This is a genomic window from Streptomyces caelestis (assembly GCF_001279005.1).
GTDB classification, from domain to species: Bacteria; Actinomycetota; Actinomycetes; order Streptomycetales; family Streptomycetaceae; genus Streptomyces; species Streptomyces heliomycini.
In genome coordinates this window covers 211001-228257 of sequence record NZ_LGCN01000119.1, presented here as the reverse complement: position 1 = coordinate 228257, position 17257 = coordinate 211001, and the positions used below count along the sequence as shown (strand labels likewise).

Annotated in this window: 11 protein-coding genes; 6 read left to right on the top strand and 5 right to left on the bottom strand. The window is 72.5% G+C overall.

Translation table 11 applies throughout. The features are described from left to right. Window positions 1–154: 154 nt before the first annotated feature. The 6 genes from ADK41_RS11840 (at window position 155) to ADK41_RS44220 (ending at window position 8150) form a co-directional block, all read left to right on the top strand. The gene (locus ADK41_RS11840) at window positions 155–1081 is read left to right on the top strand and encodes a carbohydrate ABC transporter permease (protein ID WP_030821125.1); all 927 of its coding nucleotides are present in this window, start codon (window positions 155–157) and stop codon (window positions 1079–1081) included. A gap of 4 nt (window positions 1082–1085) precedes the next feature. After that, window positions 1086–2033 carry a carbohydrate ABC transporter permease gene (locus ADK41_RS11835; RefSeq protein ID WP_030821127.1) on the top strand — a complete coding sequence of 316 codons (948 nt, stop codon included), beginning with the start codon at window positions 1086–1088 and terminating at the stop codon, window positions 2031–2033. A gap of 100 nt (window positions 2034–2133) precedes the next feature. Beyond that, entirely contained in the window at window positions 2134–3471 is a 1338-nt protein-coding gene (locus ADK41_RS11830; protein ID WP_030821128.1) for an ABC transporter substrate-binding protein, read from the top strand. Between the two features lie 82 nt (window positions 3472–3553). Next, window positions 3554–5599, top strand: a complete 2046-nt coding sequence (locus ADK41_RS11825; RefSeq protein ID WP_030821129.1) for a beta-galactosidase — start codon at window positions 3554–3556, stop codon at window positions 5597–5599. 121 nt (window positions 5600–5720) lie between these two features. Next, complete coding sequence (locus tag ADK41_RS11820) at window positions 5721–7760, top strand: RICIN domain-containing protein (protein WP_030821130.1); 2040 nt, start codon at window positions 5721–5723, stop codon at window positions 7758–7760. 75 nt (window positions 7761–7835) lie between these two features. Then, window positions 7836–8150 (top strand): hypothetical protein, encoded by a 315-nt coding sequence (locus ADK41_RS44220; RefSeq protein WP_053634758.1) that lies wholly within the window; start codon window positions 7836–7838, stop codon window positions 8148–8150. A 420-nt stretch (window positions 8151–8570) separates the two neighbouring features. Here the strand turns inward: ADK41_RS44220 and ADK41_RS11810 are convergent, their stop codons facing one another. From ADK41_RS11810 to ADK41_RS11790, 5 genes are all read right to left on the bottom strand, one after another. Continuing rightward, window positions 8571–10637 (bottom strand): iron ABC transporter permease, encoded by a 2067-nt coding sequence (locus ADK41_RS11810; protein ID WP_030821132.1) that lies wholly within the window; start codon window positions 10635–10637, stop codon window positions 8571–8573. 4 nt (window positions 10638–10641) lie between these two features. After that, complete coding sequence (locus ADK41_RS11805) at window positions 10642–11625, bottom strand: ABC transporter substrate-binding protein (protein WP_030821133.1); 984 nt, start codon at window positions 11623–11625, stop codon at window positions 10642–10644. Continuing rightward, complete coding sequence (locus ADK41_RS11800) at window positions 11622–12476, bottom strand: ABC transporter ATP-binding protein (protein ID WP_030821134.1); 855 nt, start codon at window positions 12474–12476, stop codon at window positions 11622–11624. The genes ADK41_RS11805 and ADK41_RS11800 overlap by 4 nt, the downstream gene beginning before the upstream one ends. An 80-nt stretch (window positions 12477–12556) precedes the next feature. After that, complete coding sequence (locus ADK41_RS11795; RefSeq protein ID WP_030821136.1) at window positions 12557–13738, bottom strand: spore photoproduct lyase family protein; 1182 nt, start codon at window positions 13736–13738, stop codon at window positions 12557–12559. 531 nt (window positions 13739–14269) lie between these two features. Beyond that, the gene (locus tag ADK41_RS11790) at window positions 14270–16549 is read right to left on the bottom strand and encodes a catalase (RefSeq protein ID WP_030821138.1); all 2280 of its coding nucleotides are present in this window, start codon (window positions 16547–16549) and stop codon (window positions 14270–14272) included. Window positions 16550–17257: the final 708 nt, after the last annotated feature.

The window sequence follows — 17257 nt, the reverse complement described above, 5'->3', positions numbered from 1 at the left end:
GCCGCCACCAGATGTTTACGTAAACATAACACTTCGACACTCCTGTCAAATGGCTGATGTTTGCGTAAACATCCAGTGCGGGAGGGGCCGTGACGCCCCGGCTCCAGGCCGGGACGAGCCACTGGCTCAGACATGCTGACGAGCGAGGAACGACATGACGACGCTGCAACCGCCGGTGGCCGCCGAGCCACGGCCGGCCCCGCCCCCGGCCAGACGGGACCGCCGCTCCTGGACGGGGTGGGGCTTCATCGGCCCCTTCGTGGCCGTGTTCGCCCTGGTCTTCCTGGCGCCGATCGTGTACTCGATCTATCTGAGCCTCTTCCGCGACCAGCTCATCGGCGGAACCACCTTCGTCGGCTTCGACAACTACGAACAGGCGCTCCAGGACGACCGGTTCTGGGCCGCCCTCGGCCGGGTCGCGCTCTTCCTGTGCATCCAGGTGCCGATCATGCTCGGCATCGCGCTGCTGGTGGCACTGGCCCTGGACAGCGGCCGGCTCTACGGCAAGAGCTTCTTCCGCATCACGATCTTCCTGCCCTACGCGGTGCCCGCCGTGGTCGCCACCCTCATGTGGGGCTTCATGTACGGCACCAAGTACGGCCTGGTCGGTGACTTCAACTCCGCCTTCGGCTGGTCCCTCCCCGACCCGCTCTCCCCCGACCTGGTGCTGGCCTCCATCGGCAACATCGTGACCTGGGAGTTCGTCGGGTACAACATGCTGATCTTCTACTCGGCGCTGCGGGTCATCCCGCACTCCCTGTACGAGGCGGCGGAGATCGACGGCGCCGGCCAGTGGCGGGTCGTCACCGCGATCAAACTGCCCGCCATCCGCGGCGCGCTGGTGATCGCGACGATCTTCTCCATCATCGGCAGCTTCCAGCTCTTCAACGAGCCGAACATCCTGCGCCCGCTGGCCCGCAACGCCATCACCACGGACTACACGCCGAACTTCTACACGTACTCGCTGTCCTTCAGCGGCCAGCAGCACAACTACTCCGCGACCGTGGCCATCATCATGGGCCTGATCACCATGGTGGTCGCCTACCTCGTGCAGCTGCGCGGCATGCGCAAGGGAGCGTGACCCGATGAGCACCCCTGTCACCACCTCCGTCCCCGCCGCCCCGGCCGAGGACTCCGGCCGCGCGAAGAGCGCCCCGCGCCTGCGCCGCGCCAAGGCCCACCGCCCCGGCAGACCCAAGCGCAGCAAGCTGCTGACCGCACTGACCTCGCTGGTGGTCCTCTACACCGTGGCCCCGCTGATCTGGCTGGCCGTCAACGCCACCAAGACGCAGTCGGGCCTGGGCGACTCCAACGGCCTGTGGTTCGCGGACGACTTCGCCCTGTGGGACAACATCCACGACACGTTCACGTACCACGACGGCGTCTTCACGCGCTGGCTGCTGAACACCCTGCTGTACGTGGTACTGGGCGCCGGCGGCGCCACCCTGCTGGCGGTCCTCGGCGGATACGCGCTGGCGAAGTTCGACTTCCCCGGCAAGCGCGGCATCTTCGCCACGGTCATCGGCGCGGTGGCGGTCCCGGGCACCGCGCTCGCCGTCCCCACCTTCCTGATGTTCAGCAAGATGGGCCTGACCGACACGCCCTGGGCGGTCGTCATCCCGTCGCTGGTGTCACCGTTCGGCCTCTACCTGATGTGGGTCTTCGCCACCGAGGCCATTCCCACCGAACTCTTGGAAGCCGCCCGGATGGACGGCGCGAGCGAGGCGCGCACCTTCTTCCAGGTCGCGCTCCCGTTGCTCGCCCCCGGCATCGTGACCGTGCTGCTGTTCACCACGGTCGCCACCTGGAACAACTACTTCCTGCCGCTGATCATGCTCAAGGACCCGGAGTGGTACCCCCTGACCCTGGGCCTGAGCGCGTGGAACTCCCAGGCGGAGACGGTCGGCGGCGAGGTGATCTTCAACCTGGTGATCACCGGTTCCCTCATCACCATCCTGCCGCTCATCGCGGCGTTCCTGTTCCTGCAGAAGTACTGGCAGTCGGGACTCGCCGCCGGAAGCGTCAAGGAGTGACACCCGCGGCCCACCGGCCGCCCCGGGCCCCACGTTCGCGTGACCCCCACCCGACCCCCACCCTCACCCGACCCACCCACGAAGAAGTGGAAGCACACTCATGCGCAGAAGGACCAGCCGCCTGCTGGGCGGCATCGCCCTCGTGACCTCCGTCGCCCTCGGCGCCACCGCCTGCGGCGGCTCGGACGACGGCTCGGGCACCGAGGCGGTCTCCGCCGAGGACATCCAGGCGGCTCTGGACAAGGGCGGCACGGTCACCGTCTGGTCGTGGGAGCCCACGCTGAAGACGGTCGCCGCCGACTTCCAGAAGAAGCACCCCAAGGTCAAGATCAACCTGGTCAGCGAGCGTTCCGGCGACAAGCACTACACCGCGCTGTCGAACGCCGTCTCCGCCGGCAAGGGCGTCCCGGACGTCGCCCAGCTCGAGTACTTCTCGGTCGGCCAGTACTCCCTCACCAAGGGCCTGACCGACCTGTCCGCCTACGGCGCGGACAAGCTGGCCTCCACGTACACGCCGGGCCCGTGGAACGCCGTCACCGAAGGCGACCAGGTCTACGGTCTGCCGATGGACTCCGGTCCGATGGCGCTCTTCTACAACAAGAAGATCTTCGACAAGTACGACGTCGCCGTCCCCACCACCTGGGACGAGTACCTGGACGCGGCCCGCAAGCTGCACAAGGCCGACCCCAAGGTCTACATCGCCAACGACACCGGCGACGCCGGCCTCACCACCAGCCTGCTCTGGCAGGCCGGTTCGCGGCCCTACAAGGTCGACGGCACCAATGTGAAGATCGACTTCGACGACGCGGGCGCCAAGAAGTACGAGGCCGTCTGGCAGAAGCTGATCGACGAGAAGCTGCTCGCGCCCGTCACCGGCTGGACCGACGACTGGTACAAGGGCCTCGGTGACGGCTCCATCGCCACCCTGGCCACCGGCGCCTGGATGCCGGCCAACTTCGAGTCCGGCGTGCCGAACGCCTCCGGCGACTGGCGCGCGGCCGCGCTGCCGGCCTGGACCGAGGGCGACAAGGCCAGCGCGGAGAACGGCGGCAGCGCGCTGACCGTGCCCGCCCTCGCCAAGAACAAGGAACTCGCCTACGCCTTCGTGGAGTACGCGAACTCCGGTGACGGTGTCGCCACCCGTGTGTCGGAGGGCGCCTTCCCCGCCACCAACGCGGAGCTGAAGTCCACCGAGTTCCTGAACAAGGAGTTCCCGTACTTCGGCGGTCAGAAGGCCAACGAGATCTTCGCCGCCTCCGCCGCCGACGTGGCCGACAACTGGTCGTACCTGCCCTTCCAGGCGTACGCCAACTCGATCTTCAACGACACGGTCGGCAAGGCCTACATCTCCGGTACCAAGCTGTCGGACGGCCTGAAGTCCTGGCAGGACGCCTCGGTGAAGTACGGCGAGGAGCAGGGCTTCACCGTCGAGAAGTAGTTCTCGGCACAGCAGTGACGAACGCCGGGCGGCGCGGCCTGCGGCCGCGCCGCCCCCGTGCACCACCTTCGGAAGGACCGCCATGATCTCCACCCTCCACTCCCGCACGTCGCGCGGAGCGGACGGCGACCCCGCCCCGCGACTGGCGTACGGCGCCGACTACAACCCCGAGCAGTGGCCCCGGGAGGTGTGGGAGGAGGACATCCGGCTGATGCGGGAGGCCGGCGTGAACGTCGTCTCCGTGGCGATCTTCTCCTGGGCCCGTCTCCAGCCGGGCCCCGACACCTGGGACTTCGGCTGGCTCGACGAGGTCATGGACCTGCTGCACGCGGGCGGGATCGGCGTCGACCTGGCCACCGCCACCGCCTCCCCGCCGCCGTGGCTGACCACGGCCCACCCGGAGATCCTCCCCGTCACCGCGAACGGCGAGACGGTGTGGCCGGGCGCCCGCCAGCACTGGCGGCCCACCTCTCCCGTCTTCCGCGAGCACGCCCTGCGCCTGGTCCGGAAGATCGCCGAGCGCTACCGGGAGCACCCGGCCCTCGTCGCCTGGCACGTCTCCAACGAGCTGGGCTGCCACAACGTCTACGACTACTCCGACGACGCGGCCCGCGCGTTCCGCGCCTGGCTGCGCGCCCGCTACGGCACGCTGGACGCCCTCAACCACGCCTGGGGCACCGCGTTCTGGTCGCAGCGCTACACCGACTGGGACCAGATCCTGCCGCCCCGGCTGGCCGCCTCGCACCCGAACCCCACGCAGCAGCTCGACTTCAAGCGGTTCTCCTCGGACGCCCTGAAGGACCACCTGGTCGCCGAGCGGGAGATCCTCAAGGAGCTCACCCCCGGCACCCCGGTCACCACGAACTTCATGGTGATGGGCAACACCAAGGGCATGGACTACGCGGACTGGGCCGACGAGGTCGACTTCGTCTCCAACGACCACTACGTCCACCCCGGCCCGCAGGACCGCGACGAGCTGTCCTTCTCCGCGAACCTGACCAGCGGCATCGCGTCCGGCCGGCCCTGGTTCCTGATGGAGCACTCCACCAGCGCCGTCAACTGGCAGCCTGTCAACGTGGCGAAGCGCCCCGGCGACCTGGAACGCGACGCCCTGCTGCACGTGGCGCACGGTGCGGACGCGGTCTGCTACTTCCAGTGGCGCCAGTCCGCGGCCGGCGCCGAGAAGTACCACTCGGCGATGGTCCCGCACGCCGGCGAGGACAGCGAGGTGTTCCGCGCGGTGGCCGGCCTCGGCGCCACACTCCGGGCCCTCGCGCCGGTGGCCGGTTCGCACCGCGAGACGGCCTCGGTCGGCATCCTCTTCGACTGGGCGTCGTGGTGGGCGAGCGAGCAGGACTCGCACCCCACCGCCCTGCTCTCCTACCGGCAGGAAGCGCTCGACTGGTACTCGGCGCTGCTCGCCCTCGGCATCCGCGCCGACCTGGTCACCACCCGCGCCGACCTCTCCCGCCACCAGGTGCTCATCGCGCCCGTGCTGCACGTGGTCCCCGCCCGACTCGCCAAGGAGCTCACCCGCTACGCCGAGCAGGGCGGGCACCTGGTCACCACCTACTTCTCCGGCGTCGTCGACGAGAACGACCACGTCTGGCTGGGCGGCTACCCGGGCGCCCTGCGCGAACTGCTCGGCATCCGCGTCGAGGAGTTCGGCCCGCTGCTCGGCGACGAGAGCGTGGAGCTGGACGGCTCCCTGACGGGCAGCCTGTGGACCGACCGGATCACCGTCACCGACGGCGACACCGAGGTCCTGGCCGCCTACCGCACCGGCGAGCAGGCGGGCAGGCCCGCCGTCACCCGGCGTCCGACCGGCGGGGGCTCCGCCGCGTACGTCTCCACCCGGCTCGGTGTCGAGGGGCTCACCTCGTTGCTGCCGCGGCTGCTGGGGCCGGCCGGCGTGGAGAGCGAACTCCCCGCCGAGGTGCGAGGACTCATCGAGCCGGTCGTACGCCGGGACGCCGAGAACCGGTTCCTGTTCCTGGTGAACCGGACCGACGACACCGTCGTGGTGCGCGGCCTCGACGGGGAGGCGCTCGTCGGCTCCACCGGCGCCGACGGCGCCCTCACGCTCGGGCCCCGCGCGGTCGCCGTACTGCGGCAGCCCGCCGCCTGACACCCCACGACTCCCCGGAACGGCACGCGTCCGTTCCGGGGGCCGTCCCCTCCCGCCGGCCGCCGCCGCGTCGGGAGGGGCCACCGAAGCGCGACCACACCTCACTGTTGGGAGCACACCGATGGCACGCCGCACCCGCAACAGACGGCTCCTCAGGGCCGCCGGGCTCACCGCAGCCCTGGCCACCGGGGCCGCCCTGATCCCCGGGCCGACGTCCGCCGCCCAGGCCGCGGACCTCCCCTCCGTCACCGTCCGGCCCGACCCCTCCTACCAGCAGGAGGAGTTCGAGGGCTGGGGCACCAGCCTCGTCTGGTTCGCCAACGCCACCGGCGACTACCCGCCGGAGATCCGCGAGAAGCTCGCGCGGCTGCTGTTCGGCGACGACGGCCTCGCCCTGAACATCGCCCGGTACAACATCGGCGGCGGCAACGCCCCGGACGTGAAGGACTACCTGCGCGCCGGCGGCGCGGTCGAGGGCTGGTGGAAGGCGCCCGCGGGCACCACCCGGGAGGACACCGACTGGTGGGACGCCGAGGACCCCACCGACTGGAACGAGAACGCCGACGCCACCCAGCGCTGGTGGGTGGACCGCATCAAGAAGGACATCACCCACTGGGAGACCTTCAGCAACTCCCCGCCCTGGTTCATGACGGTCAGCGGCTACGTGTCCGGTGGGTTCGACGCAGGCGCCGACCAGCTGAGGACCGAGTCGGTCGACGACTTCGCCGCCTACCTGGCGGGCGCCACCGAACGGCTGGAGAAGGCGCACGGCATCGAGGTCGACACCGTCGACCCCTTCAACGAGCCGAACACCAACTACTGGAGCACCCGCCTCGGCGCGGACGGCGAACCCGTCGGCGGACGCCAGGAGGGCGCCCACATCGGCCCCGGGCTCCAGGAGAAGGTGCTCCACGCGCTCGCCCCGGCGCTGAAGAAGGCGAAGACCAAGGCGGAGATCTCCGCCATGGACGAGACCAACCCGTCGATCTTCGCCCAGAACTGGAACGCCTACTCCCCCGAGACGCGTGACCTCGTCGGCCGGCTGAACGTCCACACCTACGGCACCGGTCAGCGCACCACCGTGCGCGACATCGCCAAGGCCGAGGACAAGCCGCTGTGGATGAGCGAGGTCGAGGGCGACTGGGGCGACGGACAGAGCTTCACGGACATGCGTCCCGGTCTCGGCCTCGCCCAGCGCATCGTCGACGACCTGCGTGAACTGGAGCCCCGCGCCTGGGTGTTCTGGCAGCCCGTCGAGGACCACGACAACATGAAGCCCGGCGGCGAGTCCGCCGCGGGCGGCAACTGGGGCGAGATCCAGCTCCCCTTCGGCTGCACCTCCGAGGACACTCTCGAGACCTGCCCGATCCACACGAACACCAAGTTCGACACCGCCCGCAACTTCACCCACTTCATCAAGCCGGGCGACCGGCTGATCAAGGTGGACGACACCTCCAGCGCGGCGGCGGTGACGAAGAACGGCAAGGGCGCCTCACTCGTCCACGTCAACGGCACCACCGAGGCCCGCAACGTCACCGTCGACCTGTCCAGGTTCCGCACCGTCGGCCGCGACGCGACCGTCACCCCCGTGGTGACCAGCGCCGACGGCAAGCTGAAGCGGCACCGGGCCGTCAAGGTCACCGACCGCGCGGCCACCTTCGCCGTACCCGCCCAGTCGGTGACGTCCTTCGAGATCAAGGGCGTCTCCGGCGTCGCGAAGGACGCCCCGCTGCTGCGCAAGGGCCACACCTACACCCTCACCGGCGTGCAGAGCGGCAAGGCGGTCACCGTCGCGGACGACGGCACGCACCTCGTGATCGGCTCCGGTGACGGCTCGGCCGCCCAGCGGTGGCGGCTGAGCGCGGTGCGTCCCGACGACGGCGTGCGGCAGCGCTACGAGTTCACCAGCCCGGTGGACGGCAGGCGTCTCGCCGTACGGGACGACGTGCCGGTGGCGGAGCCCGGCGCCGGCAAGCGGGACCCGGCCGCCGAGTGGATCATGTCGACCACGGGCGACGGCACCTGGACCCTGGTCAACGCGGCCACCGGACGGCTCCTCGAGGTCGGCGGACAGTCCACGCACGAGGGCGCCGCGGTCACGACGTGGCAGCCCAACTCCGGCGCCAATCAGCGCTGGACGGTCACCGACGTCACGGACTGACCGGTCCGCCCCGCCCGGCCGCACCACCGCCCCGTGGTGCGGCCGGTCCGTTTCCACGACACCCGTGGAGAACCCGTGGCACAGGACGACGGCGCCGAGCGCGAGGTACACCGCCGCATGGCGGCCCACGAGCTGTGCACCGACTCGGCGCCCGGTCTCGACCGCCTCGAGGAGGAGCGGCTGCGCGGCAAGGAGCTCGCCGCCGCCGGCGCGGTGGTCCTGCCCGGGGTGACCGTCGGGCGGGGCTCGGTCGGCGGCGCGGGCAGTGTGGTGACCGCCGACGTGCCGCCGATGACGGTCGTCGCCGGAACCCCGGCCCGCGTCCTGCGGCCGATCACCGACGCGGACCGGGGATGGACGTACCGGCCGCCCCGTACCGCGCGGGCCTGAGCACGTTCCGCCACGATCGTCCGGATGCGCGGCCGGGGGGTGACGGCCCGTCGGGTGCGCGTGAGGTGAACCGAGGACCCGCCACCGCGCTCGCCGCCCCGGCCCCGGCCCCGGCGTCCTCGGCACCGCCACGGCCGCCGACGCCGCACCCGCGGACGGGCTCCAGGTCCGTCGCGGGCCGGACGCGGACCGGCGCGTCGAGCCACACCTCCTGGAGCGCGGACCGGGCCGAAGGCCGCGGGCGCCTTCAGCGCACACGCGTCACGGCTCGACAGCCTCTTCCCCGAAGACCGCCCGCGCCGGCACCGCGTGGAGGTGCCACCAGGCCGTCAAGGTCTTCGGCCGAGCCCGTCGTGCACCGGGCCGGACGCCGCCGGTCCCGCGACGGGCCGACGGCGTCCGGCAGTCCGCCCGCGCGGGCTACCGGCGGCTGCGCACCAGCACGTACAGGAAGTACGGCGTTCCGATCACGGCCGTCATCAGGCCGGCGCCCAGTTGGGCGGGGGCGATCACGGTGCGGCCCACCAGGTCGGCCGTGCACACCAGGACGGCGCCGAGGAGCAGCGCGACCGGCAGGACGCGGGTGTGCCGCCGTCCGACGAGGGCGCGCGCCGCGTGCGGGGCGACCAGGCCGACGAAGCCGATGGTGCCCGCGGCGGCGACGGCGGTGGCACTGAGCAGCACGCTCAGGACGAGGAAGCCCAGTCTCCCGCGCGCCGGGTCGAGTCCGAGGAGCCGGGGGGTGTCCTCGTCGAGGGAGACCAGGTCGAGTTCCCGGTGCCGCACTCCGGCCACCGCGACGCCGACCGCGAGGACGACGGCGAGGGGGAGGACGTCGGGCAGGGTCCGGCCGTACGTGGAGCCCGACAGCCAGGTGAGGGCCTTGGTCGCGTTGAACGGATCGGTGAGCACGATCAGCAGGCTGATCAGGGCCGTCGTGGCGGTCGCGGCGCCGATGCCGACGAGCACCAGCCGGTTCTGCCGGTAGCCGCCGCGCGCGGCGAGGCCGAACACGACGACCGCGGTGACCGCGGATCCGGCGAAGGCCGCCCCGGCGACGCCCCAGCCCCCGGCGACGGGGACCGTCGTCACGAGGATCACGGCGCCGAGCGCGCCGCCGCCGGAGACGCCGAGGACGGCGGGTTCCGCCAGCGGGTTGCGGGTGACGGCCTGCACCAGGGTGCCGGCCAGTGCGAGCGCCGCTCCGGCGAGGAGCGCGGCGGACACCCGGGGCACACGGGTGTCCAGGACGAAGGAGACGGTCCTGCCCGCCCTGCCCTGCGCCCAGTTGGCCACGTCGCCCAGCAGCAGCTTGCTGTCGCCCAGCAGGACGGCGGCGACGGTGACGCCGGCCAGGACGACCGTCAGCACGGTGAGCGTGGTGAGGAAGACGGCGCGGCTGCGGATGCGCAGCCTGTCCGGCGCGGCGGCACCGGCGGTGTCGCGGAGCCGGGCCGCCATCACCACCAGGAACGTCGCGCCGACGAGGCTGGTGACCACGCCGGTGGGCACCGCGACGGCGGTGTCCGCGTCGACGAACGCGCGCAGCAGCACGTCCGCCCCGAGCACCAGCGCGGCGCCGACGAGGCCCGCGACCGGCACGCCCGCCCGCAGCCGCCGCAGCCCACGGGCCCGGCGGGCGAGCGGGCGGGCGAGGGCCGGGGCGCACAGGCCGACGAAGCCGATCGGGCCGGCCAGGGTGACGGCCGCCGCGGAGAGCAGGGTCGCCAGGACGACGGCCGTGACGCGGGTGGCCCGCACCGGGACGCCGAGTCCGCGGGCCGCGTCGTCGCCGAGGGCGAGGGCGTCGACCCGGCGGGCGATGAGCAGCAGACCGGTGAGTGCGACGACGGCGACGGGCAGCATCTGAAGGACGCCGTCGAAGCCGTTCTGGCCGATGTTGCCCTGGTTCCACTGGTAGAGGCCCTCGGTCTGCCGCGGGAACAGCAGGAGCAGCCCCTCGGTGACGGCGGTGAGCCCGAGGGCGAGCGCGGTGCCGGCGAGCACCAGCCGTACGGTGCCGGCGCCGAGCCCCGACAGTCCGAGGACGACGGCCGCCGCCGCGAGTCCGCCGGCGAAGGCGATGCCCGAGGAGGCGAGCAGCGGCAGGGACACACCGGTGACGGCGGCGACGCCGAGGGCGAAGTAGGAGCCCGCGTTGACGGCGAGGGTGTCCGGGGAGGCCAGGACGTTGCGGCTGACGGCCTGCAGGGCGACGCCGGCCGCGCCGAGGGCCGCGCCCACGAGGAGTCCGGCGGTCATGCGGGGCAGCCGTGAGGCGATGACGACGGACGCGTCGGCCGGGTCGGCCCGTCCGGTGAGGGCCTTGAGGACCTCGGCCGGGCCGACCGCGGCGGTGCCCTGGGTGATGTCGACGACGGCGAGGGCGGCGACCAGGAGCACGAGCGCGCTCGTCACCGCGGCCGCGCCCGCCCGGGACGACACCGTCGCCGGACGGGCGGTGGGAGTGGTGGCGGTGACGGCCATCGCGCTACTTCGTCAGCGAGGCGACGAGGGAGTCGGCGTACGCCTCCATCGAGCCGGTGCCGCCGAACATCCAGATGCCGTCGTCCAGCCGGTGGACGTCGCCGGACTTCACGAACGGCAGGGACTTCCACACCGAGTTGTCGGCGAGCTCCTTGCCGAAGGGGTCGCTGGCGGCGTCGCCGTCGTTGCCGATGTAGGCGAAGTTCACCTTGCCCAGGTCGGTCAGCCCCTCGACGTCGGTGGCGGCCAGGCCGTAGGCCTCGTCGCCCTTCTGCTTCCAGGCGTTCCTCAGTCCGAGCCGCTCGTTGACGGCGCCGATCAGCGAACCGGAGGTGTAGGGGCGCAGGGAGACCTGGTTGGAGGCGACGTAGCCGTCGGCGAAGGCGATCTCCGCGCCGTCCAGACCGGCGTCGGCGAGGGCCTTCTTCCCCTCGGCGAGCTTGGCGTCGAAGTCCTTCTTCAGCGTGGCCGCGCGCTCGGTGGTGCCGGTGGCCTCGGCGATGAGGTCGACGTTCTTCAGCAGCTGCCCGATCGGGTCGGCGGCGTCGGCGGACTTCACCTCCAGGACCGGGGCGACCTTGCGCAACTGCTTGACGGCGTCGGGCTGCAGGTCGGTGGTGGCCACGATCAGATCGGGCTCGAGCGAGGCGATGGTGTCCATGCTGGGCTCGCCGCGGGTGCCGATGTCCGTGGGCTCGTTCTTGAGCGGGACGGCGGCGTCCCAGGTGGTGTAGCCCTTGACGTCGGCGACGCCCACCGGGTCGACGCCGAGGGAGACCAAGTGCTCGACGACGTTCCACTCGGTGCCGACGACCTTCTCGGCGGGGCCGTCGAGTTCCACCTTCGCGCCGGTGGCATCGGTGAGGGTGATGGCCTGCGCGGACTCCTTGGCGCCGGCGTCGTCGGCGGCGGGTTCGGTGGTGCCGCAGGCCGCCAGCAGGAGAGCGGCGGCGGTGGCCAGGGGCGCGGTGAGCAGGAGGCGTCTCATGAGGTGGTGCCGAGCCTTTCGCTTCGGGTGTGGTGACGGCCGAGGGCGCGGGTGCGCAGCCGGCCGGTGAGGGGGTCGGTGTCGACCTCGATCCGGATGCCGTAGACCTCGGTCAGGCGCTGCGGGGTGAGGACGTCCTCGGGCGGGCCCTCGGCGACGACGCGTCCGGCCGCGAGGAGCACGATCCGGTCGGCGACGGCCGCCGCCTGGTCGAGGTCGTGCAGGACGACGCCGACGGCGATGCCGTGCTCGTCGGCCAGGTCGCGCATGAGGTCGAGGAGTTCGACCTGGTAGCGCAGGTCGAGGTAGGTGGTCGGTTCGTCGAGGAGGAGGACGCCGGTCTCCTGGGCGAGACAGCCGGCCAGCCACACGCGCTGGAGCTGTCCTCCGGAGAGGTGTTCGGCGCCGCGGTCGGCGAGTTCGGCGACGCCGGTGAGGGCGAGGGCGCGGTCCACGGCGGCGCGGCCGCCGGGGTCCGCGCCGCCCCACCGTCCCCGGTGCGGGTAGCGGCCGAACTCGACGACGTCCCGCACGCTGAGACCGCTGGGGGTGGGGCGTCCCTGGAGCAGCAGGGCGACGCGGCGGGAGAACTCCCGGGGGCCGAGGGCCAGTGCGTCGGTTCCGGCGTCGATCGTGAGCGTGGCGCTCCGCGGCCGTTGCAGCCGGGCGACGGTGCGCAGCAGGGTCGACTTGCCGCTGCCGTTCGGGCCCACCAGGGCGGTCACTTCGCCGGGCCGCAGGGTCAGCGCCGCGTCGTGCACGACGTCGGCGCCGTCGTACGCCACGGTCACGTCGGTGGCCGACAGTTGATGGCCGCGCGGGCCCGGGGCCGCCTCTTCAGCAGGAATCACGAGGCAAGGTTAGCCTACCCTTAATTTCCGTTACCGGGGGGTGACCTGGGAGGAAGCCGGAACGGGTTGCTGCCGCTCCGTCAGAAGGCGTAGCGGATATCGAGCCACGGCGCGCACCGGGCGACCAGTTCCCGCAGGTCGGCGAGGGCCCGGCGCTTGATGTCGGCGCGGTAGCGGAGGTTGAGGGCGCCGTTCTGGGAGCGTTTGGTCTCCTGCGCGGCGGGCTGCCACAGCACGTCCTCGCCGCGCGGGTGCCAGCGGAGGTTGACCTCGTGCAGGTCCGCGTTGTGGGTGAGCATGATGACCTCGGCGCGGGCCTGCCGCTTCACGCGCGGCGGCAGTACGTCGTCCATGTGCCGCAGCAGTTCGGCCCAGGCGTCCTGCCAGCCGGGGCGGACGACGACGGGCGAGAGGTTGAAGTGCACCTCGTACCCGGCGTCGAGGAAGTCCGCGGCGGCGGCGATCCGCCGGTCGACCGGGCTGGTGCGCAGGTCCAGCAGGCGTGAGTCGTCGGCCGGCATCACCGAGAACCGGATGCGGGTGCGGCCGCGCGGGTCGAGCTCCAGCAGGTCGGGGTTGACGAACTTGGTCGCGAAGGACGCCTTCGCGGTGGGCCAGTCGCGGAAGGCGCGCACCAGGTCGGCGGTGTTGTCGCAGACGAGGGCGTCGACGGAGCAGTCGCCGTTCTCCCCGATGTCGTACACCCAGGCCCCGGGGTCGCACTGGTTGGGCTCCGTCTTGGGGCCCTGGGCGGCGACGTGGCGGCCGAGGTGGGCGATGATCCGGTCGATGTTGGTGAAGAGGGTGATCGGGTTGGCGAAGCCCTTGCGGCGGGGCACGTAGCAGTACACGCAGGACAGGGCGCAGCCGTTGGACGGGCCGGGGGCGATCCAGTCGGCGGAGCGGCCGTTGGGGCGCGTGGTGAGTGTCTTCTTCACGCCCAGGACGAGGGTCTCGCGCTTGATCCGCATCCAGCGGTCGGCGCTGCCCTCGTTGCCGTGCAGTTCGGGGACGCGCCAGTGGGAGTCCGTCTCGATCAGCCGGGCTCCGGGGAACCGGGCGAGGACCTGCCGCCCGCGGGGCGAGGCGGCGGCGGCCGGTTCGGCGTGGATCTCCCGGATCGCGAGAAGCCGGCGCGCCTGCGCGGAGTCCCGGAAGGCGGGAGCGGACGGCGCCGGCTCGGCCGCCGGCGGCGCCGGCAACGCGTCGAGGCCGAAGAGCGGCTCCTGCGGGCCGTGGGGCGGGGAGGGGTGGTGGCGCATGTCCTGACCGGCTTCTCGGGCGGGGAGGCGGTACGGGTGCCCGCCGGCCGGTTCCGTCGGAATCCGGCCGTCCCCCCACTGTACGGTGACGGGACGGCACACCGCGGCCGACCGGACCGCGGCTCGTCCGGCGCCGCGGCCGGACGGGCGACGGGTGGCACGCACCTCGCCGCCACCGGGTCCGAGGCGGCCGCCGCACACCCGCCGACAACCGTCCGGCCACCCCCACGACCGCGCGGACACCCAGGGCGGAGGCACTCACCACCACCAGCCCGAACCGATCACCACACACCCGCCGACAACCGTCCGGCCACCCCCACGACCGCGCGGACGGACGGGCAGGGCGGCCGGCAGCGCCTGGTGCCATCGGGGCCGCTCGTGCGGCCGGCCGCTCTCACGCACCGCCGCACGGGCTCCGACGGCGCGCCGAGGGTCCGGCCCGGCCGCCGGGGACCCACCGGCGCCGGTCCGCTCCCCCGGCGGCCGGGGCGAGCCGGTCGCCGGGGGCCGAGCGCGGCCGGGGCCGGGGTGTCAGGCCCGGGCCGTGAAGCGTTCCCAGACGCGGTGCGAGCCCAGCAGCTCGCGGACCTGCCCGAGGACGGCGGAGCCGGAGTCGCCGACCACGACGCCGGGGGCGTCGGTGGGGACGCCGGACGCTTCCAGGGCCGCCTCGCCGCCCGCCCACGCGCCGATCGCCTTGCCGTGCCGGAACGCCTCGGCCAGCAGCATCCCGATCCGCGGATCGGTCGCCGTCCGCTGCGCGGCGGACGGCGCGCCCTTGCCGTCGCGCGCGCCGGGCAGGTCGTCGCCCATGGCCGGCGCCCCGGCCAGCAGTACGGCGTCGAACTCGACGGAGCGCGCGGTGACGTAGCTGCGCTGGACGGTCAGGGCCGAGTCGCCCGAGCCGAGCGTGCCGCCGGCCGGCGCCACGACCAGCGGGACCATGCCCGCCTCGAGCACCGCGTCGCGCACCGCGTGGACGCCTTCGAGGTCGCCGTCCGGGCCGGCGACGATGCCGATGACACGGCCGTCCACCGGCCAGGTCCCTCCGATCTGCGAGAGGGCCGGGCTCGGTTCGACGTCGGCGAGCGGGACGGTGGGCTCGGGCGCGGGCAGACCGAGGCCCTCGGCGACGCCGGCGCACAGTTCGGGGTCGATGTTGGCCAGGACCTGGAGGGTCCGCACCCTGATGGCCTCTTCGTAGCACTTGCCCAGCTCGAAGGTATACGCGCCGATGATGTGCTCGCGCTCCACCGGGCTCATGCTCAGCCAGAACCGGCGGGGCTGGCTGAAGTGGTCCGCGAACGACTCCGGCGCCTCGCGCACCTTCCGCCCCTCCGGGACGGTCACCGGCGTCTCGATGAACGCGCTCATGTCCGCGCCCGCGGTGAACGGGCAGCCGCCGTCGAGGGAGTTGGGCCGGTAGGGGGCCACGCCCCGGTGCACGGCGGTCTGGTGCATGCCGTCGCGCAGCATGTCGTTGACCGGGGCGTGGGGGCGGTTGATCGGCAGCTGCGGGAAGTTGGGGCCGCCCAGGCGCGTGATCTGGGTGTCCAGGTACGAGAACAGCCGTCCCGCGAGCAGCGGGTCGTCGGTGACGTCGATACCGGGCACGAGGTGACCGACGTGGAAGGCGACCTGCTCCGTCTCGGCGAAGAAGTTGGACGGGTTCCGGTTGAGGGTCATCAGCCCGATCGGCTGCACCGGGGCGAGCTCCTCGGGCACGATGTTCGTCGGGTCCAGCAGGTCGATGCCCTCGAAGGTCTGCTCCGGGGTGTCGGGGAAGGTCTGGATGCCCAGCTCCCACTGCGGATGGGCGCCCGCCTCGATGGCGTCGGCGAGGTCCCGGCGGTGGAAGTCCGGGTCGACGCCGTTGATCGTCAGCGCCTCGTCCCACACCAGGGAGTGCACGCCCAGCTTGGGCTTCCAGTGGAACTTCACCAGGGTCGTGCCGCCCTCGGCGTTCACCAGCCGGAAGGTGTGGACGCCGAAGCCCTCCATCATGCGGTAGGAGCGCGGGATGCCGCGGTCGCCCATGAAGAAGATGGTGTGGTGGGTCGCCTCGGTGTGCAGCGAGACGAAGTCCCAGAAGGTGTCGTGCGCGCTCTGCGCCTGCGGGATCTCCCGGTCCGGGTGCGGCTTCGCGGCGTGGATGACGTCGGGGAACTTGATGGCGTCCTGGATGAAGAAGACCGGGATGTTGTTGCCGACCAGGTCGAAGACACCCTCGCTGGTGTAGAACTTCGTGGCGAAACCGCGGGTGTCGCGCACGGTGTCGGCGGACCCCCGTGAGCCGACCACGGTGGAGAACCGCACGAACACCGGCGTCTCGACGTCCGGGGCGAGGAACCCCGCCTTGGTCACGGAGGCCGCCGTGCCGTAGCTCTGGAAGACCCCGTGCGCGCCCGCGCCGCGGGCGTGGACCACACGCTCCGGGATGCGCTCGTGGTCGAAGTGCATGATCTTCTCGCGCAGGTGGTGGTCCTGGAGCAGTACGGGACCGCGCGGACCCGCCTTGAGCGAGTGGTCGGTGTCGTACAGCCGGGTGCCCTGCGCGTTGGTCAGATAGCTCCCGGACTGCGCCACCCTGGCCTGGTCGGCGCCGGTGGGCTGGCCGGTGGGCGACACGGTGGCCGGGCCGCTCTGGTCCGGCTTCGGCGGCAACGGCTCACGGGGCTCGGTCGGCTCCGCCACGGACGGCGGCTGGGGGCCGGGCCGTCCGGGAATGCCGTCGGCCGGGGCCGATCCGTCGTCCTGCAGCTTCTCGGTGATCTTCTTCGCTGCCCGCTTGACGGGGTTGGCCTCGCTCATGGGGGTGACACTCCTCCGCTTCAGACCGGCCACGGACGGGTGGCCGTACGTTCGGTTGCCGACTGCGAGCGATCCGGGGGCAAAAGGATCGAAAAGGGCATCGGGTGCCGTCAACGTCTCACGGCGGTCACGCCCGCGCAGCGGACGTCCGCCGATGGGGTGAAATCCCCGCCCCGGAACGCCACGCCCCGCGCCTCGCACACCCGTCCCCCTCTCCGCTCCTCCCCGCCTGATCCGACCGCCCCGCCCGCGTACCCCCGGCCCGGCGGTCAAGGCATGCGGATTCGGCCCGGCATGTCACCCCGCCGGCGGGCGCCCGCCCACCCCTTCCCGTCCGGGGACTCGTCCGCGCGATGTCCCACTACGTGAATCACCTCCTGAACCAAGCGGTCGCGGGGCCGCCTTTCAGTCCTCCGGCACGCCCTCACGCACGGAGCACACGGGCGCCCCCGCCTCCGACGGCGACGCCGGCACCCGCCGGTCGAGCCGGGCCTCGGACCCGCGGTGGGCGCGGGTCGGCCCGGGCGCGGTGCGCGACCTGTGCGCGGTGGACCTCGACCGGGAGGCCGCCTGCGCCGAGGACTTCCGGATCGAGGTCTCCGCCGGCGGTCGGGGCCGGACCACGCTCGAGTCCGTCATCGGCGCCACCCGGGGCCCGGGCCTCCTACGAGGTGAGCGGCTCGGGCGGGCACGTCCGCGTCCTCGGCA